This window comes from Providencia sp. PROV201 (genome assembly GCF_028479545.1).
GTDB lineage: Bacteria > Pseudomonadota > Gammaproteobacteria > Enterobacterales > Enterobacteriaceae > Providencia > Providencia huaxiensis.
On record NZ_JAMPNW010000019.1, the window covers coordinates 30,841 to 52,934 of the forward strand.

The 22,094-nt window shown below is 40.8% G+C and carries 21 protein-coding genes; 6 read left to right on the forward strand and 15 right to left on the reverse strand.

The genetic code is table 11. The features are described from left to right. Nucleotides 1–33: 33 nt before the first annotated feature. From PR809_RS14975 to PR809_RS15015, 9 genes are all read right to left on the reverse strand, one after another. The gene (locus PR809_RS14975; RefSeq protein ID WP_206276838.1) at nt 34–1,176 is read right to left on the reverse strand and encodes an ABC transporter substrate-binding protein; all 1,143 of its coding nucleotides are present in this window, start codon (nt 1,174–1,176) and stop codon (nt 34–36) included. A gap of 21 nt (nt 1,177–1,197) precedes the next feature. Beyond that, nucleotides 1,198–3,321, reverse strand: a complete 2,124-nt coding sequence (locus PR809_RS14980; protein WP_102139644.1) for a TonB-dependent receptor family protein — start codon at nt 3,319–3,321, stop codon at nt 1,198–1,200. Between the two features lie 234 nt (nt 3,322–3,555). Continuing rightward, complete coding sequence (locus tag PR809_RS14985) at nt 3,556–4,410, reverse strand: dimethyl sulfoxide reductase anchor subunit family protein (protein ID WP_206276832.1); 855 nt, start codon at nt 4,408–4,410, stop codon at nt 3,556–3,558. 11 nt (nt 4,411–4,421) lie between these two features. Further along, nucleotides 4,422–4,964 carry a DMSO/selenate family reductase complex B subunit gene (locus PR809_RS14990; RefSeq protein WP_004264054.1) on the reverse strand — a complete coding sequence of 181 codons (543 nt, stop codon included), beginning with the start codon at nt 4,962–4,964 and terminating at the stop codon, nt 4,422–4,424. 13 nt (nt 4,965–4,977) lie between these two features. Further along, entirely contained in the window at nt 4,978–5,673 is a 696-nt protein-coding gene (locus tag PR809_RS20080) for a molybdopterin dinucleotide binding domain-containing protein (RefSeq protein ID WP_336298719.1), read from the reverse strand. Nucleotides 5,674–5,703: 30 nt separating this feature from the next. After that, the gene (locus tag PR809_RS15000) at nt 5,704–7,560 is read right to left on the reverse strand and encodes a molybdopterin-dependent oxidoreductase (RefSeq protein ID WP_241098771.1); all 1,857 of its coding nucleotides are present in this window, start codon (nt 7,558–7,560) and stop codon (nt 5,704–5,706) included. Between the two features lie 45 nt (nt 7,561–7,605). Further along, nucleotides 7,606–8,280: a TorD/DmsD family molecular chaperone gene (locus PR809_RS15005; protein WP_241098770.1), complete on the reverse strand. Its 675-nt coding sequence runs from the start codon at nt 8,278–8,280 to the stop codon at nt 7,606–7,608. After that, on the reverse strand, nt 8,273–9,634 hold the full coding sequence (locus PR809_RS15010) for a radical SAM protein (protein ID WP_166265176.1): 1,362 nt from the start codon (nt 9,632–9,634) through the stop codon (nt 8,273–8,275). The genes PR809_RS15005 and PR809_RS15010 overlap by 8 nt, the downstream gene beginning before the upstream one ends. 573 nt (nt 9,635–10,207) lie before the next feature. Then, entirely contained in the window at nt 10,208–10,687 is a 480-nt protein-coding gene (locus PR809_RS15015; RefSeq protein ID WP_272524565.1) for an Lrp/AsnC family transcriptional regulator, read from the reverse strand. Nucleotides 10,688–10,841: 154 nt separating this feature from the next. On the opposite strand from PR809_RS15015, the gene PR809_RS15020 reads away from it, so the two are divergent. Then, nucleotides 10,842–11,453 carry a LysE family translocator gene (locus PR809_RS15020; protein WP_102139649.1) on the forward strand — a complete coding sequence of 204 codons (612 nt, stop codon included), beginning with the start codon at nt 10,842–10,844 and terminating at the stop codon, nt 11,451–11,453. Here the strand turns inward: PR809_RS15020 and PR809_RS15025 are convergent. Beyond that, the gene (locus PR809_RS15025; protein ID WP_272524566.1) at nt 11,450–12,016 is read right to left on the reverse strand and encodes a HutD/Ves family protein; all 567 of its coding nucleotides are present in this window, start codon (nt 12,014–12,016) and stop codon (nt 11,450–11,452) included. The two genes, PR809_RS15020 and PR809_RS15025, sit on opposite strands and share 4 nt — an antisense overlap. Nucleotides 12,017–12,111: 95 nt before the next feature. After that, a complete protein-coding gene (locus PR809_RS15030) occupies nt 12,112–13,536 on the reverse strand; it encodes an aminotransferase-like domain-containing protein (RefSeq protein ID WP_102139651.1) in 1,425 nt (474 codons plus the stop codon). Between the two features lie 247 nt (nt 13,537–13,783). Between PR809_RS15030 and PR809_RS15035 the strand changes: the two genes are divergently transcribed. From PR809_RS15035 to zinT, 5 genes are all read left to right on the forward strand, one after another. After that, complete coding sequence (locus PR809_RS15035) at nt 13,784–15,121, forward strand: cytochrome ubiquinol oxidase subunit I (protein WP_102139652.1); 1,338 nt, start codon at nt 13,784–13,786, stop codon at nt 15,119–15,121. Next, nucleotides 15,111–16,121, forward strand: a complete 1,011-nt coding sequence (gene cydB, locus PR809_RS15040; protein ID WP_206276810.1) for a cytochrome d ubiquinol oxidase subunit II — start codon at nt 15,111–15,113, stop codon at nt 16,119–16,121. Before PR809_RS15035 ends, cydB begins: the two co-directional genes overlap by 11 nt. A gap of 4 nt (nt 16,122–16,125) precedes the next feature. After that, nucleotides 16,126–16,257 (forward strand): DUF2474 domain-containing protein, encoded by a 132-nt coding sequence (locus tag PR809_RS15045; protein ID WP_306821397.1) that lies wholly within the window; start codon nt 16,126–16,128, stop codon nt 16,255–16,257. Between the two features lie 214 nt (nt 16,258–16,471). After that, nucleotides 16,472–17,311: a siderophore-interacting protein gene (locus PR809_RS15050; RefSeq protein WP_166265188.1), complete on the forward strand. Its 840-nt coding sequence runs from the start codon at nt 16,472–16,474 to the stop codon at nt 17,309–17,311. Between the two features lie 218 nt (nt 17,312–17,529). Further along, nucleotides 17,530–18,174 carry a metal-binding protein ZinT gene (zinT, locus tag PR809_RS15055; protein ID WP_166265422.1) on the forward strand — a complete coding sequence of 215 codons (645 nt, stop codon included), beginning with the start codon at nt 17,530–17,532 and terminating at the stop codon, nt 18,172–18,174. A 71-nt stretch (nt 18,175–18,245) separates the two neighbouring features. Here the strand turns inward: zinT and phoH are convergent, their stop codons facing one another. The 4 genes from phoH to PR809_RS15075 form a co-directional block, all read right to left on the reverse strand. After that, nucleotides 18,246–19,031 (reverse strand): phosphate starvation-inducible protein PhoH, encoded by a 786-nt coding sequence (phoH, locus tag PR809_RS15060; RefSeq protein WP_195698615.1) that lies wholly within the window; start codon nt 19,029–19,031, stop codon nt 18,246–18,248. A gap of 492 nt (nt 19,032–19,523) precedes the next feature. Then, the gene (locus PR809_RS15065) at nt 19,524–20,456 is read right to left on the reverse strand and encodes an endonuclease (protein ID WP_229597604.1); all 933 of its coding nucleotides are present in this window, start codon (nt 20,454–20,456) and stop codon (nt 19,524–19,526) included. Nucleotides 20,457–20,774: 318 nt separating this feature from the next. Continuing rightward, nucleotides 20,775–21,245 carry a threonine/serine exporter gene (locus tag PR809_RS15070; RefSeq protein ID WP_206276811.1) on the reverse strand — a complete coding sequence of 157 codons (471 nt, stop codon included), beginning with the start codon at nt 21,243–21,245 and terminating at the stop codon, nt 20,775–20,777. After that, nucleotides 21,236–22,048: a threonine/serine ThrE exporter family protein gene (locus tag PR809_RS15075; RefSeq protein ID WP_102139659.1), complete on the reverse strand. Its 813-nt coding sequence runs from the start codon at nt 22,046–22,048 to the stop codon at nt 21,236–21,238. The genes PR809_RS15070 and PR809_RS15075 overlap by 10 nt, the downstream gene beginning before the upstream one ends. Between the last annotated feature and the right edge of the window lie 46 nt (nt 22,049–22,094).

The window sequence follows — 22,094 nt, forward strand, 5'->3', positions numbered from 1 at the left end:
AACACCACTAAAGCGGGCTATATAAGAAGAAATTTATTCCGCTTGAACCCAAAATACACCATCCCCCTCTAGGGCAGTAAAAGTCTGGTGTAAATAATCGCTATCAGCCTGTGGGTCAAGGTCTGCAAACAACTCTGGGTGGATAAATTTTGCAATCGCTTCCACCGCAATAATGTTAAATGGCGTATCATAATATTGCTGGTATAACGCCAATACCTGCTTATTTTTATAAGCAGATAATGAACGAAATTTAGGGCGTTCCATTAGCTTATTCAATCGGGCCAAGGACTTTTGTTTATCCCCTGTATAACCTAACGGCACAGAAGCACTACCTTTACGGGTGCTATCCCAATCAGCTGCAGTCATCAAGTAATAATCAGGGTTGCTGTGAATCAATTGTTCTTCACTGATTTCCCCACCCATTCCAATACTGAACCATTGGGAACCAAGGTTATTTCCGCCTGCAGTTTCAACAAATTCGCCAAAATTACCATTGCCGAACGTTTTGCAGCAATAATCTTCCCCTTGGATACCAGCTGCTCGTTCAATAAATACGCTTGGGCGCTGCTCTTTGCTAAGTTTAGCCACTCTTGAACGGATTAAGTCTAACTTTTGTTGATAAAACTGATTAAATGCTTGTGCTTGTTGTTCCTCACCAAATACTTGGCCAAGTAATGTCATACTCGGCATAGTATTTTTCAATGGGTATTGCCTAAAGTCGATAAAAACAACGGGTAAACCACTTTTTTCCAATAACGATAAGGTGCCACTTTCAGCAAGCTTACTTTTTAAACCAATATCAAAAATTAACAAATCAGGCTGGGCAACTAAGGCTTTTTCAACACTAAAATCTGTCGTATAAGGGTTGGGAAAAACAGGTATTTGACTGAGTTGTGGAAATTTTTTGCTGTACGCAACACTCAAATCAGGCGCTTTTTTAATTAACGCATCATCCCAAGCAATAATCCCTTTTAATGGGTCTTGCGGATGTAATATATTCAACGCAACTAAAACTCGGCTGTCCGCCAGCATCACTTGAGATACAGGGGCATTAACCGTCACATCCCTACCCGCAATATCCGTCACAGTAATAGATGCCGCTAGGCTATTAGTTGAAAATAGTAGGCTAACAGCACTAAGAATCAGTACAAATGTATTGATAAGTTTTCTCATCATCATTCTTATACCTTGTTTTTATTAAAATTTTACAGATGCTTGAACATAGTAAGTTCTTGGCTGCCCCACATAGATACCATAATTATTATCCGTAGAACGTGTAAAATAGGTTTGATCAAAAAGATTTTTAATACCAGCAGATAGCGTTAAATCAGACAAACTTTTACCAAAATGGTACTCGCCTCGTGCGTCCCACACCATATATCCGGGGATTGTTCCGTATCGGCCATCAGCACTTGGTTTTGTTACATAATGGCTTGATGTTCCAGGCGATTCTTGGGTAGATTGCGCATAAGTATTCAAGTTCCATACCCAATTACCCGTTTCATAACGGCTACCTGCGGTAAAGACTTGCCGTGAATAAAACGGTAAATCCTTATGAGCAAAATCACCTTTTTTACTTACCGCTTTAGTGTAGGTATAAGTACTGTACACGCTAACACCATCCAATTTATCGCTCAGCTCAGACAAGTTATATCTTGCCGCCAATTCCACTCCTTGATGAGTTGTGGCGCCCAAATTTGTCCAACCCGTTGTATTCTCAACGTAAAGTAATTGGTCATCGAAATCGATATAGAATAATGTCGCTTCAAGAGATAGCGCAGTATTATCGTATTTAGTCCCCACTTCATAGTTATGTGCTTTTTCTGCACTTAACCCATTTGCGGGTGAATTCCCTACCCCTTTAGTGTTCAACTGAAAATACTGCAAACTGCCAAATGACGTACTGGCATTGGCAAATAGTTTCCATTCATCATCAATATGGTAGATCACCGCCAGCGCAGGAAGCGGTTCGCTATATCGCTTACTTCTGTTTTGGTTTTTAAAACTGTCATTTAAATGAATATTAATGTTCTCATAGCGGAGCCCTGGGATCACAGTCCAGTTACCAACATCAATGGTGTCATCAAGGTAAATAGCATGGGCTTCTGTTCCACCCGATGTGTGTTGGTAATAATCATTAGTACTCGGCCGCGAACTTTGAGTGCCAGCTTGGTACCAATTTGAGCGGTAAGCTTTTTCGTCTGCGGTTTCATTTAAATAGCGGTATCCCACTGTTACTTCATGCGAAATATCATTAAAACGGAATAATTGTGAATAACTCGGTTCAATTGCATACGCGGTATAGTGACGAGGGTAAGAAACTAGCCGTCTTTCATTCGCTTTATCTTTATGGTCACTTTCTATGTAACTACCCCGATAACTTTTACTAAACCATGTCATTAACTCAAATTGTTTATCATCTTCTTCATGTTTATATTTCAATGACATATCTTGGCGATCCCCTTCAAAACGGTCATAAGGCCGCGTTGATTGGAATGGGTCAGCATTATATTGCGCTTGAGTTAGCCCCCCAGGCATACCTGACATTGCATGATAATAATGAAAATTCGCCAGTAACTCGTCATTATCGGTTATGGCATAACGTGTTTTTAAAATCAGGTCATCAATATCTGTATTATCATTGCTTTTACGGTAGCCTTGCCCATGTAACCCTGAATACAGCAGTATCGCTCCCGCTGAATCATCGGCTTTTGAGCCCCCCACGGACGCATCGACTAGCGTTTTTAGCCCTCCGGTTTTAGCCCCTTGGGTTTGTAACGAGACACCACCAGAAAAGTCTTTCGGGATAGGCTTTGTCACAAAGTTAATTACGCCCCCCACATTTTGTGGCCCATAACGTACGGAAGCTCCTCCGCGGATCACATCAATAGATTCAATACTACCTAGTGATAATGGCGACATCGACAGCTGAGGTTGGCCATAAGGCGCTGCCGCTAGTGGCATACCATCGAGTAAAATCGTTGAGCGAGGTGAAAGACGTGAGGTTAACCCACGAACCCCAACATTCAAGGAAACATCACTCCCACCAGTCCCGTTACTTTCTCGTACCTGTACACCGGGTATCCCTTTCAATGCATCCGCAATGGTTTCACTGCCTGATTCTTTGATTTGTTGTTGGTTTTTTACTGTTCGCGCACCTGGGTGATTAAATACCACCTCACCATCTTCAGTATTTTCAAGCCAGTTGCCTGTAACTGTAATCTGATCATTTTTTGAATTATCAACAGCAAATACATGATAAGGCGCTAATGCCGCTGAAATTGCTAATGGAATGAGTAGCTTGCTAGTTTTTAAATTCATAAGAAATAAGCAATAAAAGAGATTAAGAGAGATAATGATAATTATAATCATTACAAACAATCAACTTAATTTACTATTTATTTTGAAATTACACTGATTTAATCCCTTATTATATAAAGGGTTATTGATTTATTGAGAGTGTAGAGAACTAAAAAACCGAGGGAGATCCCTCGGTTCACATTATTGGTAAACATTATATAATTAGAGGCAAATATCATTTTGTCTCTAAAGGAATTAACCGCCTAGAGAGAAAAACACCACTCGGCCAACGCCTTCACCAACAAAAATACAGAGTGTTGCCAGTGACATGACGAATGTTGCATTCACAGCGTGCCCCTTTTTTGAGCACAGTAAACGGCCCACAAATACAATACCCAATGCAACAAGTATGACCCTAACAATACTTAAATTCACTAAACCATCTGGGAGTTCACGCGGTGTCATTCCCATATAGATAGGCTCTCCCATGTTTCCAAGAAGAGATAATGCGCCCAGCAGCATCAGTAAGACCCCAATAACACCAATACCTAGCGTAATTTTAACCACTCGTTTTAATTGCTCTTCTTTACCATCGCGGCGCAAAGAACCTACCAGTAGTAATGCAGCTACCACACCACCAACTAGTAATACCGCACCAAAAAAACTGGCGTAGGTAAATAAGCCATTCCATAGGTTAAACAAGGTGTTAGCGTATAAGGCTGACATTGCGTACATATAGATGATACCGGCTAACGCGCTAAGCAATAGTAGCAGCGCATTCGCTTTTTGTTTCAGCAATAGCAGCGCGACACTGAAAAATAATAGCGCCATATAAATTGCAGTTGCCCACACTTCACGGCTCATCCATGAAGTAGACACATGCAGCATGGTATAAAACATGTGTAGCGGGTTACCCATGTGAAATAATGAACCCAACAACCCAACACAACCCAGAACAAAACTGGCTAAAATAGGCAATTTGATAAACTGGACACTTTGTAGGTTGTTTCCGCCTTCAAGCACACGAAAATAGCATACTAATGTAACGAGCAAGCACCCCACAGAAGCTTGCATAAATAAGGTGAAAATCACCAACGGAAATTCATGCATGATAATTCTCCTTATCCTTTTGTACCGACAACAAGGTTCGGTTTGGTAATACTTGAACTAGGTAACCCTGCGATATCTGCATTTGAGCCATATTTTTTACGTAATTCGCTAATTAGGCCAAATTCAATCGCACGCATAGGGCAAGAATCAACACACATTGGATTCCCCCCTTTTTCACGGAGATCAAGGCAAGTGTCGCACTTGGTCATCATACCAATACTGGCATCGAACTGAGGTGCCTCGTATGGACAAGCCCATGTGCAATAACGGCAACCAACACATTTATCATGGTCAACTAATACAACACCATCTTCTTCTCGTTTGTGCATTGCGGTGGTAGGGCAATGGCTTACACATTGCGGGTCATCACAATGGTTACAGGCAATAGACAAGTGCCAAGTCCGAGGACGTGGATACTCTCCTACCTCAATATCATACACACGGCGAAAGTTGCGCCCGACCTCAAGGTCATTTTTGTCTTTACATGCAACAACACAGGTTTTACAACCAATGCAAGTGGCAACATTAATATAAAATCCGACTTGTTTATCCATTTCTTATTGCCCCCTAAAATATAATACGCTGTGGAATTACAGCATCTGGAACTAACTGGTCACCATGCCATTTTTCGATATTACATAGCATCGTGTTCCACCCTGATGTACCAAGCCCTGTAGGGACTTGAATGGTTAGCGTATTGTCGGCTCCCGCCATATCTATCCCTGTTTTTTCATCAACATTTGTCCAACTACCGTGTGGTAGCGCCACAACACCAGGCTTCATCGTTTGTGTCACTAACGCAGGACGTACAATCTTCCCTTGAGGGCTTGTTATCAATACAGTTTCACCGTGTTTAATACCTAAACGTTTCGCATCAGACGCATTGATATAAATTGGGCTTGGCCACTGTTCACGTAACCAAGGCACATTATCAAGCGTGCTGTGAGAGCGGCGTAAGTAGTGCGGATTATAGATTTGGAATGGATAATCCCCTTTTTCCTTCTTCGAGAAATCATTAAAACTTGCTTCATAACCGCTTGCAGACGGGATATATTCAGGAATTGGCGGTAATTTAGTCCAGCCACATTCATCGGCTTTTTCGACTAATGTTTCACAATAAATTTCGAATTTGCCACTCGGTGTTGGTCGTGGATTGGCTTGAGGATCGCGAATAAAATCTTCATAGGCAATATAACTATAGTTATCATCAGAAGTGCGTTTTACTTGATATTTCCCAACAGTAAGGAATTCATTGAGGGTAATTCGGCCTTGCTGTGGCTTACCTGTTACTTGCTATTCATCAATATCCGCTTGAGTTACTGTGATTAATGGCTCAGTTGTCTTACCATCTTCACCAATAATCGTTGCACCATTGAGTTTATTGAAGAATTGTTGCTTTTCAGAAATAGGAAAAACTTCATCGACATTAACACCAAGGCGTTTACCTATCTCTTTGGCGATCCACTGGTCACTTTTTGCTTCATAAAGTGGTGGTGTCACATTCACTGCAGCTATAATAACTTCACGATTACTTGGATTTAATATGGTTCCTTCACGTTCCCACTCCGTGGTCACGGGTAAGACGATATCCGAATATTTCGCACAGGTATGTGGAACATAAGCTGCAGTCACAACCAGTTCCACATCTTTACGATAAGCTTCAACGCTCTGCGCAATATTGGCTCGTGTTTGTAACGTGGCATTGAATGGATGAATGATCATTTGGATATTTGTATCGACATCCCCCACACCACGTTGGCGGAATTTTTTCTCTAGTAATGCACGGTTAAGCTCATTGTGGTTAATTTTCAAGCTAACTGGGTTTGGTACTGACGGCAAGCCACTTGCCCCCGCCATGACTAAACGAGTTCCATTATTCCCCGCAGCATAGTGGCAGCTTACGCCAGTCATGCGGCCAGGCCTTCCCATATGGCCAGTCATAAAGCCTAATGTTGAGAATACTTGTACCCATCCTTCACCATTATGAATTCGTGCAGGAGCCCAACCTGTAAGTAATGCAACTCGGTTGGTCCCCCCGATTTCACGCGCTAATGTACGAATGTCGCTAGCTGACAAACCGCAAATATTAGAGGCCCACTCTGGTGTTTTTGGCTCTCCCGTATGGGTACCTAATAGATAATCTTTGAAGTTCCCTTTCGGATCTGCACCTGCTGGCATATTACTTTCATCAAAACCAACTGTACAACGGCGCAGGAAATCCCAATCAATCAATGGGTTGTCAGGGCTGTCCATTTCTAATAACGCAGACATAATACCCAGAGCTAAAGCATGGTCAGTACCTGGGTTGATGGGGTACCAATCTGCATCCATTAATTCCGCTGTAGTCGTATAACTTGGGTCAATACTAATAAAGCGTGCCCCCGCTTTTTTCGCCTGATAATAATTATAGGTTGGGCTGCCTGGGCTACTCCATGCAGGGTTAGCTCCCCACATCACAATTAACTGGGAGTTACGCATATCAAAACGGTCATTGGTACCAAAGGTATAAAACCCTTCAAGTAATCCTAAATGAGCGGGCGTTTCAAACCATGCGCCCCATGAGGTTGTTCCCCAATCGCCAACAAATCCACCAGCCTTTGCATAAACGCTTTGGATTTCAACGCCGTTACCACCAGTGATCCAAATCGATTCATGACCATATTTTTCTTTAATACGTTTCGATTCTGATGCCACAATATCTAATGCTTCATCCCAACTGATGCGCACCCATTGGTCTCGTCCTCGTAAGCTTTTATCCCCACCACCGGGAGCCCAACCTTTACGCTTCATTGGATATTTCAACCGGTCCGCGCCAAAGACTTGTTTACGTTGTGAACGTCCGCGCAAACAACCTCGTTGCTGTGGGAAATCAGGGGAGTCGGCAACCACATCATCGGTTTTTTGCCTAACAACGACGCCATCAACCACCAATGCTTTATTGACACAGCGGCCCCCACAGTTGTGCCAGCAGGCCACAGGCTTCCATTTTCCTTGAGTGACTGCGTCAGTAGCTTGCACAACCGCTTTTTCTTCCTCTGGTGTTGCCGCATGTAATTGCTTACTCAGCGGTAACGTAGCCATCACTGACGCCGCTGATGTCCATGCTATAAATGAACGGCGACTTAAGGCTATTTTCTGTCTTTCTGACATTGCTCTTACCTCTTCATTTTGTTTTATTATTATAAATTTACTAACTCATTGATTTTTTTTAATATCATTACGTAAAAAAAGCTCAAGTAATGAACTTAATTGACGATAGAATAATGTTTCTGCGTGGTTATGCATTGAACGGCAAAACGGCGTTATAAAAGCCAGTAAATGGGTATTCAAGAATGTTGCAGACCCGAGTAATAACGCGTTCACTTTGGGCCAATCAATAGGGTCTGTTTCGCTGTCAATAAGCTCAGTAATGCGCAGACTTAAATGCCACATAAAATCTAACTCATAGCCAATATGGTCAGCGGCTTCCATATCACCTTCTGGCAAATAAACGTCATACTGTTCATAAAAAGACTTCACTGCTAACGTACTTTCTTGAAATAGCAGTTTGTCACGAGAAACATAAGTTGATTCCCATGGCGATGCTGGCGGGGCTTCTGGGCCTATAAACAAGCGAGTAAAGTCCCAATGCAAATTTTCGAAATCATCGTTGTTGGCTTGTAACTGCCTCGTATTTAAGTCTTTATGCATGTCATTTATCGCGTTTTTCATCGCGGGTAATACTTCATCACAAGGAAATAACAGTAACCCCGAGTCTCTCAAATAATTTAATAGCTCAGGCGTTGGTTCTTCCATAAACAAACGTCGTAGTACGTCATAAGCAAATTGACGTGCATACAGAAAATCTACAATTTGGTCGTCATTAGTCATAAATATTTCCCTGCAGGTCTGTCAGTAAAAATTCAGTTGGTGTTGTAAGTTCAATTCGGACTTCTTTAATTACAGGATTTCCCTGTTCATCGGGCTCAATAATGTGGGAAGTCAATGCGATAGGTATTTTGCCTAGTGGGGTTAATAAGCCAATTGCCTCAGGATTAAACTGCAAAAATCCATGCAGTAATTCTTGATGATAAGAAACACCAGCGTGTGTCAGTAAAACTGCCACCTTTTCACAATCGTCACCAAAGACTTTGGCACTTTTAAAAAAATAATCCTGAGAGGAAAAAAAATAATGCTTTCCTATTATTTGTTCATTGTTTTCAAAAAAAGCATTGTTTTGGTATACCTGCCCGGTATGTTTATTTTCTAAAGAGCAGTAATGCACCCCAAGAGACAATTGATTTTCTAGTGCGAATTTGAGAACTCGAAGGCAGGCTAATTCACTCTGTGCAACAGCTAACCCACCTGCATACCAATAGTTGTAATACACCTCATAAGGTGGGTTTTTAAGCCTGAACCCTCGAGATTGATAGGCTTCACTATTTGTTAGTGGGAAACAAAACTCTAATAAATTGATACCGTCAATTCCAATATCATCAAGCTGAGTAAGTAACTGATACATCTGCTTTTCTGTTCCGGGGATGACAGGCATCTCCACCATTACTGATGGAAAAATCTCACGTGCTAAGGCGATACGGTGTAAAACTTTGGTGATCCGTTCTGTAGGATCATCAATTTTGATACTAAAGCGGATTTCTTGTAGGCCTGCTTTCGCTAGAGCCAATGCGGTATTTCGGTCTAATGGGTCACCGGCTGTATACAACCGGCTATGAGTCTGAGGTAATTTCTGTTGGACTGCTTGGAAAAATGCGATACTTTCTTGGCGAAAAAGTAGAGGCTCCCCCCCGGTTAGCGCGATATGGGTAAGTGGGTAACCTTGTTCTGCTATTGCGTCAACTTCCCCAATAGCATCACGCATTTCCTGTTGAAATTCCTGATAGTTTTCTTGATTTGGGTTAAAACAAAAGTAACAATCGCGATGGCATTTTAAGGACAAAAATGTTGTGTGGCTCCCTTCTCCTGTACGACATTGTACGCAAGCACTTGATAGCCAATTACAATGTATACTTTTTCCATTGTTCGCAAAAATTGCGCCTTTACTTTTTATATCTAGTTTGAGTTGTTCAATCTCACGTTGCTGTTCAAAAGGCGCTTCAAAATTGAGGCCATATTCTATAATTGCCTGCTGTGTTTGCTGTTCAATATCTAAATAGCGGATAGCATAACGCTTAAATTTTTGATTATTTACTGTAGATATTGTTCTATCAGTAATAGGATAAATCATAAATTTTCCTTAAATTTATGAGAAAATAATTTCTATTATTCGGTGAATTTTCAATTAGACTCAGATCACAAATAATCAATTAATAGACGGGTATTACAATACCTGTGACAATTAGAAAAATGCTTATAAAGACTCACATCGTTACCGATTAAATTGAAAATATTTTTTAAATAAGAAATATTCGCATTATTTTAATTTTGGATTATTAACAGTATAAGTAATTAACGTGAAGTGATGTTGCGCAGGATCAAAAAAACTTCCCTTTCATTATTTACATATCAACTAATTAGATAGCACTTTCGTCATGAGTAAGCTATTACTCAACAGCGTTGTGAACATATAAGAGTTATCTCATCAAATAAACAAATCGTTATATAAAAATAAAATAACCAGTTAGATAATAATCTAAAAAAGAGAATCAAACTAATCCATCAATATTAAAAATAACGTAATAATATTTCAATTTGTAAAATTGAAATTCAAAAATTAATTATTTATTCATTTTTTGTATTATTTAATTAATTTTGTCTTATAAAAATAATTATTTCTAATAAATAAAACCGAGTCACTATTCTAAAGCGGCAAAGCATAAGTGACTTTCACCGTTTCCATTGGCACCTCCGTCTTAATACTCTGAATGCTGCTAATTTGTGTTAAATGGTCTGCATGAAAACGACGATAAGAAGCTAAGTCTTGTGTCACAATACGGATCAATACATCACATTCCCCTGCCATTAGATGGCATTCTACAACTTCAGGCATCTGTTTAATGTCTTCAACGAATTGGTTGATGGTCTTAGCATCTTGTGTTTTAAACCAAATACGTGCAAATAAAGAAAGACCCGCTCCAATTTTACTCCCATCCAGCACCGCCACATAACGCTTGATAATCCCAGCTTCTTCAAGCAATTTCACGCGACGTAAGCAAGGAGACGGAGAAAGGCCGACTTCTTTCGCTAATTCAATATTCTGAATTTTTCCATCTCTTTGTAAAACTTGTAAGATCCGTCTATCAATAGCATCCAGTTTTAGTTCAGTTTGCTTCATTGGCATTCAACCTCAATTTTATATTAATTAATGATATTAAATACCAATTTTTGTTTGTTTTAAAGCAATAAAAAAATCCAATATCATTGGATTATCGCTATAATTTTATCGCTACTGGCCAGTTGCGTGAAATAACGACGAACAACAATGAGGAATTAAAATGGAGTTACAGACCTTACTCTTATTTAGCGCAACCGTCATTCCCTTGGTATGCACACCAGGCCCAGATATTCTGTTTATTTCCGCACAAGGATTATCGGGAGGAACCTCAGCGGCCTTGAAAGCTAATTTAGGTATTATACTGGGCTATGGGGCACATGCGATCCTAGCTGCGCTTGGTTTAGCCGCAATTGTTGCAGCATCCCCCATGATTTTCTACACCATTAAATGGGTTGGCGTCGCTTATGTCACTTATCTTGCTGCTCGGATGGTGTTATCTGCGATGAGAGCTGGGGAGCTAAAAATTCAAACTGTGTCGACAAAAGCGGTAGTAGGTAAAGCCTTTCTGACTAGCTTCCTTAACCCTAAAGGGCTACTGGTATATTTCGCTATTTTACCAAACTTCATTAAGCTGACAGAAAGTGTCGCCGTTCAGTCCTTGATACTCTCAGCCACTTTTATACTTTCATGTGTCGTGATCTACGGTGTGATAGGTGCACTATTTGCATCCATGCATAATAAGCGCGCTTATAATGATAAAAAACGCCGTATAACCGAAGGTGTTGCTGGTGGCATGCTAACACTAGCGGCTATTGGTTTAGCGACCAGTTAGCGAGGTAATAATTCAATCCAGATCAACTTGCTATCGGTGCTAAGTGGTTTAATCTCTCCTTCACCGATATCAGGTAACCACCACGCGCCTTGTCCTTGGGCCAGAAGATGGCAATTTGCCCCTGAAATGTCCCATTCACCCTTTAGTACGTAGACTAATCCCGCTTGGTTGGCGGGTAATTTATAATCTTCAGTGATGAAATAACTTTTAGCCCCCCACCGATCACCTCGAAAAATAAAATTCATTAACTGAACTGATGGCTGTAAGACTTTTATTGCGCAAAATTGCTGAGCTGAAAATTGAGCATGGTCACCAGCGCGTTCAAGTCGGCACTCAAATGCTTTAGTATCAGTTAAAAGAAGAGACTGGTCATTCAACAATACCACCAGCCTTTCGCCTTCTGCATAGCGCTTTAAATAGCTATCTTGCTCGATGGTTGCAATACTTGCGCGTAATGAATAGTCTGATGCAACAGGCCAGCAAAATACTTCTTGGCTAGTCCCCGCACCATCATGCCAATTCAGGATAGGTAACTCCTTTATATCAAAACATTTTATTTTCACATTACCTCCCATCTGTTGCTGCTAATACATTTAGATTTATACTTAGATTCGCAAAGTTAATCTTTCTAAGCAATGAATTAGCAACGATAATGTGACTAATCACGCCTCTCGTTGATTAAAAAGTGACATAAGCGGCCTAATGTTTTCATTGCTTCTTCCACCCTCTCATTCCATGTAAACGATGCATTAAGGCGAAATGCATGATTAAACTGGTCGCTTGTGGAAAACATACTGCCAGGTGCGATGCTGATCCCCTCTTTTAATGCGAGCTGATATAAACGAATAGCATTAAATGGTGGCTCAAATTCTAACCATAAAAAATACCCACCTTTTGGTGTATTCACTTTTACTGATGGAGGCATGTATTTTGCTATTGCACTCAACATTTGGTGCTGACGTTGCTCCATTGTTAAACGCAGTTTACGCAAGTGACTGTCATATCCCCCTAATGATAAGTACTCTGCAATAGCTAATTGCGTGGGAACGCTGGCAGAAACGGTGCTCATCATTTGTAAATGTTGAATTTTTGTCGCGTGTTGGCCGGCGGCCACCCAACCCACGCGATACCCCGGGGCTAAACATTTTGAAAATGAAGAACAATGAAAGAAATTACCTTTGGTGTCTAGTGCCTTGGCAGGTATCGGCTGTTTGCTGCCAAAATAAAGTTCCCCATAGACATCGTCCTCAATTAAAGTAATTTGATGCTTATTAAGGATATCTACCAGACGTCTTTTGTTTGTTTGCGGCATCGTTCCGCCTAATGGATTTTGATAATGCGTCATTAGCCAACAGGCTTTAATTGGATATTTGCTCGCAATATCCTCTAATGCGTCAAGATCAATACCAAATAGCGGGTCTGTTTTAATGGCTATCGCCTTAAGTTTTAACCGCTCAATTGCCTGAAGTGAACCATAGAATGCAGGAGATTCGATAACCACCCAATCCCCGGGCTGAGTCACCGATTGTAAACTCAGAACCAAAGATTCCATTGCCCCTGCTGTGATCACGATTTCATCGGGAGCGACATGGATCCCTTGAGTTGCATAGCGCTGAGCAATGTTACGGCGCAGTTGTTCATTACCAGGTGGCAAATTAGCTGGTGTATTAAATTTAGATAAACGCCTAGCGACAGACGCAAGAGACTTCGCGAGTTTTGGGTCATCCAATAAGGCAGGCTCTGGAAATGCGGAGCCAAATGGGATAATATTCGGGTCCTTACAAGCCTGTAGGACACCAAAAATAGAGGCGTTAATCTCTACATTTTCATTCAAATGTAGCCCTTTTCCTCCTTTTGCGGCAGCAAATGCGTTATTACGGTTTGCCACGTAATACCCTGATTGCGGGCGAGCAACGACCCACCCTTGGCTTTCAAGCAACTGGTATGCTTGTACTACAGTCATTAAACTTAAGCCTGACTGTTTAACACTTTCCCTCAATGAAGGTAATCTGTCGCCCACTTGCCAGATATTGTCTTCAATTTGCTGACGAATTTGCGCTGCTAATTGTTCGTATCTCGTCATAGCCGCCTCAACTGTTATAGTTAATATCCCAATAATTGTTACTATTATAGTTTATCGTCTCATGTTCTACTTATCCACACATTCACCTGACTTTTTTTTAACTATAAGCACAAAAAATTTTTCGTTGGATTGCGGTTATTTTGCACTCCGTTGTGAGCAATTCCTTTTGCTAAGGATTAGCGCCTCAATTGCTCTCATCAGAACGTTAAATATTGCGTGCCATTAACATATCCACTCAGGGGTCAATATGTTTGGACTAACTGCGCTGGAACTTGCCCGTATACAATTCGCTTTTACGGTCTCGTTTCATATTATTTTTCCCGCCATTACTATTGGGCTGGCAAGTTACCTTGCGGTGCTACAAGGTTTATGGCTTAAAACTCGTGATGAAGACTATATAAAACTGTTCCATTTTTGGTCAAAAGTTTTTGCCGTTAACTTCGGAATGGGCGTTGTTTCTGGCTTGGTCATGGCATACCAATTCGGCACTAACTGGAGCTTTTTCTCAGATTTTGCAGGGGGTATTACAGGGCCGCTTCTCACTTATGAGGTGCTTACCGCATTCTTCTTAGAGGCCGGTTTCCTTGGCGTTATGCTATTTGGAATGAACCGTGTAGGTGAAAAATTACATTTTTTCGCCACTTGCATGGTCGCGTTGGGAACGATTATTTCCACGTTCTGGATCCTAGCCTCCAACAGTTTCATGCAAACACCGCAAGGCTTTGAAATTATTGATGGGCGCATTGTTCCCGTTGATTGGTTTGCGGTTATCTTCAACCCCTCTTTCCCTTATCGTTTATTGCATATGACCACCGCAGCATTCCTTGCGGCAGCATTTTTTATTGGTGCATCTGCGGCTTGGCACTTGCTCAAAGGCAACAAGTCCAGCGCCATGAAAAAAATGTTTTCCATGTCCCTGTGGTTGATTTTGATTTTAGCCCCAGTTCAAGCTTTAATCGGGGATGCTCATGGGCTAAACACACTTAAACATCAACCTGTTAAAGTGGCTGCAATGGAAGGTCACTGGGAAAATAAACCTGGAGAAGCCACTCCGCTTATCTTATTTGGTATACCAAACCAAGAAAAAGAAAAAACAGAATTTGCTATCGAAATCCCTTATTTAGCAAGCCTGATTTTAACCCACAGTATCGACAAACAAGTACCTGCGCTAAAAGAATACGCGCCAGAAGATAGGCCTAACGTGTTTATGGTGTTTTGGTCATTCCGCGTAATGGTCGGGCTCGGCTTATTAATGATAGCGGCTGGAGTCTGGGGTTTATGGCTGCGTTATCGTAAAAACCTGTATGAATCCAAAACCTTCCTACGCTTTATGTTCGTCATGGCTCCTTCTGGTTTGATTGCCATTTTAGCGGGTTGGTTTACAACAGAAATAGGCCGACAGCCATGGGTTGTTTATGGGCTACAACGAACCTCTGATGCAGTCAGTGCACATGGTGAAATGCACATGAGTATCAGTTTAATCGCCTTCTTTGTGGTTTACGGTGGGGTGTTCGGTATCGGCTACATGTACATGATGAAATTAATTCGTAAAGGCATCGCGGAGGACGCAGCTCATGGGCATTGATTTACCTCTCATTTGGTTTGTCATCATCGTATTTAGTATGTTGATGTATATTGTTATGGATGGGTTCGATTTAGGCATCGGGATCCTTTACCCTGCGCTAAAAGACAGCCAAGACCGTGATCTGATGATGAATAGCGTTGCCCCTGTGTGGGATGGCAATGAAACTTGGTTGGTTTTAGGTGGGGCAGCACTATTTGGTGCTTTTCCTCTCGCTTATGCGATTGTCCTTGATGCGTTGTCAATTCCATTAACTTTCATGTTATTGGCCTTGATTTTCCGTGGTGTCGCCTTTGAGTTTCGCTTTAGAGCGGATGAATCACACCGCCGCCATTGGGATCACGCCTTTATTTGGGGTTCAATTTTTGCCACCTTTGTTCAAGGTGTGGTAGTTGGTGCCTTTATCCAAGGCTTCCATGTGGAAAACCGTGTTTACATGGGTGGTTATTTCGATTGGTTCTCACCTTTCCCACTGTTTTGCGGATTTGGCCTCGTCGTTGCTTATGCGCTATTAGCTTGTGGTTGGTTGATCATGAAAACGGAGGGCCACTTACGTAGCACCCTGTATCGTGTCCTACGGCCATTAACATTACTGATGTTAGCGGTCATAGCAGTGATCAGCTTCTGGACCCCAATGTTAAATGACGCAGTCTTTGAGCGTTGGTTCACCCTGCCAAATCTGTTCTTTTTCTTACCGGTTCCATTACTGGTATTAGGCTGTACTTGGTTGATCCTAAAAAGTGCTAAGCGCCAACGGTTCGATAGCGTGCCATTCTTAGCGGCTTTAATGTTAATTTTCCTTGGGTTTACTGGTTTAGGCATCAGTATTTGGCCGACACTCATTCCACCCGCAGTCAGTTTCCGTGATGCCGCAGGCCCATCCGAAAGTTTAGGCTTTATGTTAGTCGGTGCGTTATTCATCATTCCTGTTATTTTGGTTTATACCTATTGGAGTTACTATGTCTTCAGAGGAAAAATTACCCCAGAGCAAGGCTACCACTGATAGCGTGAGTGCCTCTCCTTGGTGGAAAAAACTCGGTTGGATGGCTATCATCTGGTTCGGAAGTGTACTCGCATTGTTTGCATTTTCGTCAGTATTTAAATTGATGATGACCGCCGCTGGAATGAAAGTGAAGTAATTAACTTTTCTATATGCCGTAGACTAAAAGTCATACGGCATTTTTATTAAAATCAATGGCTCATCACTATGAGTTGCCCTATCTTCTGCTGAAAATCTCTCTTCATAAATATCCGCCCCCAATCACTCACTAGCGGTTGCAACTTACAAATTTATTCATGATAATGATAATAATTACCATATAATAAAATTATCATTAATAAAGGAGATCGTCCGTGGCCACTGAACAACCTGTTGAAAAAAACATCTATCGCCCGGCTCCACCACAGCTTATTCAAGTTAAATCCATTACCGATATCAGCCCATCTATTCGTAGTATTACTTTCACAGGTGAAAGACTCAATACATACCCAACAGATTGTGAAGGTGGGCATCTGAAAATATTTTTAGCCCCTGATTTAATCAGCCAGCCCGCACTCCCTATCCTAAGTAAAGAAGGCCGTAGCTGGCCAGAAGACAAACCTCGCCCATTTGTTCGTACTTATTCCGTCAGAGCCATCCGTCCAGAAGTTAGCGAGATAGATATTGAATTTGCTATGCACGATGGCGCAACTGGCCCTGCATATCTATTTGCTCGGGATGCAAAGCCCGGAAATTGGATGGGAATTACCAATCCAGGTGGTCCAGACCCATTATTACCTGCAAGGCAACACTACTTTATGGCTGGTGACTCCAGTTCCCTACCCGCTATCGCCGCATTATTAGAGAAAATGCCAGCGAATGCCCAAGGCAAAGTTGTACTACGGTTAGATAACCCAAAAGACGTGAGAGAACTGAAAAAACCAGAACAAGTTGAAGTGATTTGGGTTTGTGGTGATATCACCAAAACCGCTGAATTGATTAGCACGTTTAAGTCTTGGGAGATCCCAAGCAGCGACTGCGCTTTCTGGATTGCGGGTGAAGACCAAATTATTCGTGATCTGCGTCGTTATATTCGTCGTGAAAAAGGTTTTGGCCGTGATGATATCTATGCAATCCCTTATTGGCGATATGGCTATGATGAGGAAGGTTACCATCATGAGCGCCATGCTGTAATGGATAACCCTGACGATTAACTTCAATTCAAATATTTAGTTCGCTTGTTGGTCTATAAATGCTAATAAGCGAACTTATTTCCTGATCTTGCCTACCTTCATCAAATTATTAGCCATTATTTTCCCCAACAATAAACTCCCTAAAATACTTTTCATACCATCAAATGTTATGTTATAACATAATGGTTTTTTATAATCTTTATATTCACTACAAAAATAGGAAAACCACTGTGTACAAAATGGCAATTTTAAAAACTAGTCTTTATATTGCATTAGCGCTCACTAGTTATACCGCTGTTGCTCATGGCTCACATAGTCATTCCCATCCACAATCAGAGAAAGCGCTACAAGCTTCAAAAGGGATTTTTGAGGATACTGATGTCAAAGATAGATCTCTTAGTGATTGGCAAGGCATCTGGGAATCTGTAAATCCATTGCTATTAAATGGAAAACTTGATGAGGTTCTAGAAAGTAAGGCCAAGAAAAATAAAGACAAAACGGTTGAAGAGTATCGTGAATATTATAAAAAAGGCTATGCCACTGATGTTAACAGTATTGGCATTGAAAATGATGTTATTGAATTTACCCAAAACGGGAACGTAAGCAGCTGTAAATATGACTACGCGGGTTACAAAATTCTGCACTATACTTCAGGGAAAAAAGGTGTTCGTTACTTGTTTGAATGCAAAGATGCAAACTCAAAAGCACCTAAATTTATCCAATTTAGTGACCATATTATTGAGCCTCAGACTTCAGGGCATTTCCACCTGTATATGGGAAATGAATCCCAGGAAAAATTATTAAGCCAGCTAGAAAATTGGCCAACCTATTACCCATATACTCTTACCGATGAGCAAATCGTACATGAAATGCTCTACCACTAGTCAGTTGTCCCTATAATTTAACCTATGCCCTGCAAGCAAATCGTAGGGCATAGGATTAATGAATATCTTGATCAATCGTTATAGGCCAGCAATGCTTTATGGCACAATTGTGACCTCACACAATCCTCAATAGTAAAGTTCACCATTGATACCATTTCATCACTACTAAAACGTTGTAATGCATCAGCTAACCCTGAGGACACACCTTCAGGCAAGTCACACTGGGTCACATCACCATTGACAATCACCGTCACATTTTCACCAAGCCGAGTTAAAAACATTTTCATTTGAGTGACGGTAACATTCTGAGCTTCATCTAATATCACGACAGCATTTTCAAATGTTCGGCCTCGCATATAAGCAAATGGCGCTATTTCCACTTTGGCAATTTCAGGACGCAAACAATACTGCAAAAAGGATGCCCCCAGTCTTTTCACCAATACGTCATAAACAGGGCGAAAGTACGGCGCAAATTTTTCTGACATATCACCCGGTAAAAAACCGAGATCTTCCTCCGCTTGAAGAACGGGCCTTGTTACAATAATCTTATTGATATCTTTATGAATTAACGCATCAGCCGCCAGTGCAGTACTGATATAGGTTTTACCACAACCCGCTTCACCATTCGCAAAAATGAGTTGCTTATGTTTAATGGAATTAATATAGAGTTTTTGAGCTTCATTTCTGGGTAATATAGGGGATTCATCACGACGTTCTTTTGCCATACCGATAGCTTCAATGCCTGTATATTCAGCAAATGATGCGACGTTATTGATATCAAAACGACCTGAACGCTCTTTACGTGATGAACGTTTCATTTCACGACGTACCTTTGTTGCAGCTTTCTGTCTACTCATAGTATTAACCCTTCCCGGTATCAGTGATGTCAATTCAAATGACGGACTATTCCAAACAGAGAGGAGCTCCCTTCAAGCTCAAAGTTAATGGTCAAATATCGATTGTGGCTGTAACTTGGTGCCATAAGTCGGCTAATAAAAAAACCGGTTACCAATCTCACCATGGAAATTTCATGATGGAGTGATAACCGGCTTCGAATTCGTGTGAATAAACACGTATTTCCCATTAGTTTCTCCTGTAGCAGCGATACTTTTAAACTAATGAATCTATATGACAGTAATATGACAAACTACAATATTTTTTGTACCTCAATGAGTCCATGTTTTTATTGCAGTTTTCATTTGCTTTAAATATAGCGTCATTTTTTTTAATAATGCAACATTTTTCCAACAAAATTTTAGAAGTTTATTAAAGATTTTCGTTATCACGCATAAAAACAAGAAATAAAACCACAGTAATCAGTGAATTAACTACTGTGGCTTACAAGATAATTAGCGTCTTTTACAATTTCCCGCTAACTCAAAACCTGCGGCTTTAGCTGCTTGTTCATTAGTGAAAATAACTGCATTTTTATCGGCAATGGTATTGAAGCTAGCGCAATGTGAAAAATGATATTTTTTTGAATTACGATTCCCTTTAATTTCAACCGTATCTGGTACAATAGATTTATTTTCTATTATCTTAGTCTGAATCAAAGGTGAAACTGGAGAAACATTAACTCCCTCTGCGCCATTTTTATGGTTTAAACTCCATTTTTTCTCCCCTGTCACAAATGGGTTATGATGCCCCATAATTTTAGCGATTCGATTATCTCGCTTGATTTCCCAAGACGTTGGAGGATATTTATTATCCCACGCCATCAATAACTGTTGCTGTTGACGTGACATAGACAAGTTATAACGGTCATGCATATAGAAATATACTCGGGCTACTTGCCCTTTAGCCTCATTCCTTGGTTCAAAGACTTTTTGTTTAAAATCAACTCGGCTGCGGCACATTCCGTATGGGTACGGCGTATTAGTAGGTAATTGCCCAAAACTAAAGTTGCTTCTATCACCATTCACCTCACCAATAGAAGGCGCTAAATTATGCATATCTGCTTCCATTCGGCCAAAAATAGGGTCACTAGACACACAGTTTTTTCGCCCCCCTTTTTGCCAGCATTGTCTTTGATGACCAAACACCCATGCAGGAACAATATGCTCCCATTCAATACGTTCAGCTCGGTTCTGTTGTTTACGCACTTGATAGCCGCAAGAGGCTAAATCGACTTTCCCCCCGCTTTTTCCTACCCATTCCCACTGGCAGCCGCAGTATATTGTTCCCTCACCTTGGTGGTTTTGATCTGCATAAACCTGAGTTTTACTCAGCATTTTGGCTTCAGTAAATGAATTTGGTGCAGAAAACGAAAAAGCAGAAAAAATAAATAATAGAACCGAAAAAACGAATTGATAATATTTGGACAAGCTAAATTGTTTCAAAATAACACCACTAATAAGAATATATGCGAAGAATTTAAATGAATGCGTTAGTTTTTCCTCTAACACATTAATGCATAAGAAGAAATATCACATATTCTAATCAAATAGTAGCATTAATGATATCAGCGATGACTCAATTTTATAGTTCACCACCACATCAGAATTTATGCAGCTTTAATAGAATTTCTAACTCTTATTAGTAAAAGAGCAAGGTATGACTAACGGATATAGCAGGAATACCCGTAAGCCATCCCTTAAAAATTACACACTTGGTCTTTTGCGATATAACCATAAACCAGGTAAAGAAATACCAATAGACAAAGCTCCAACAATGAAGGAGGCCTTTAAGAAATTAGTCACTAAGATCTCAACTAATTCAGGGTCATAACCAGATTGCGATATTTTTACTACTGAAATCATTGCAATATAGGCACTAATACCTGGGAACATTGGGATCACGGCGGCAACAGTAAACACTTTAGGATGGGCTAACCACCAACGCGACCACTGAATACCAATAATACCAATTAAAATTGCCGCAAGAAAACTTGCCCACTCAATTTGCAAGCCGAGTGTCATCAGTATCATTCTAAAACCATAGCCAATAGCACCTAATAAGGCGCAATATTTCAATGCCCTTACAGGCACATTAAATACCATCGCAAACCCCGCGGCCGGTATAGCGGCTAATAGCATTTTCTCACATAAAGAGAATAGAAATTCTATGCCCATTCTTTTAAACCCCAGACTGTCATTGCTAATACAACGCCAATGCAGGTAGCCAAAGTAAGAAGGCTCGCCATTGTCCAGCGCGCTAATCCTGTATTAACATGCCCTTTAAACATATCCGCGACTGCATTAATTAATGGAAAGCCTGGAACTAAAAGCAATACACTGGCAGCCATCGAAATCGTTTCTGTGACCGCCAAATACGGTATTTTCAGTAATAAGCCGGAAACGGTTGTCGCGACAAACGCAGTAATACAAAAATTAATTAGCGGGTTCATTTGATGGGAGGTTAATACTTGCCGAACATACATTGCACAACCACTGGCTAAAAATGTAATTAACGCACTCTCCCACCCTCCTCCATTCAACTTGCTGAAACAAGCGCAAGATAAAGCCACCATCAAAACCATTAACCATCGAGGATAACGTAACGGTTTAATTGATGATAATTTCTTTTGTAATTGTTTTCGGTCTAATAAATGGTGTTCAACTAAAATTACTGCATGCTGAACTTCAGTAACAACATGCATATTTATACCACGGTCAATAATACGTCGCGTTGACGTTAAGCAACGGCCATCAATTATAGTGGTTAAAACCAATGAATTAGATGAGATAGCACTATCAACTTGACTTGCCCCAAGCGCAATTCCCAGACGAGTCGTCAATTGTTCGACGAGCATACTTTCAGCACCATGTTGCAATAACAATAAACCACACTCAATACAGAGCCGAGTTACTTCACGTTGCTGATTAACGGGATCATTTTGGTCTATTTTTTGTTCATTTAATGCATGCTCTGTCATCTTGCCCCCAACATTATGACAACCATTCAGATATCATCCTAAACAT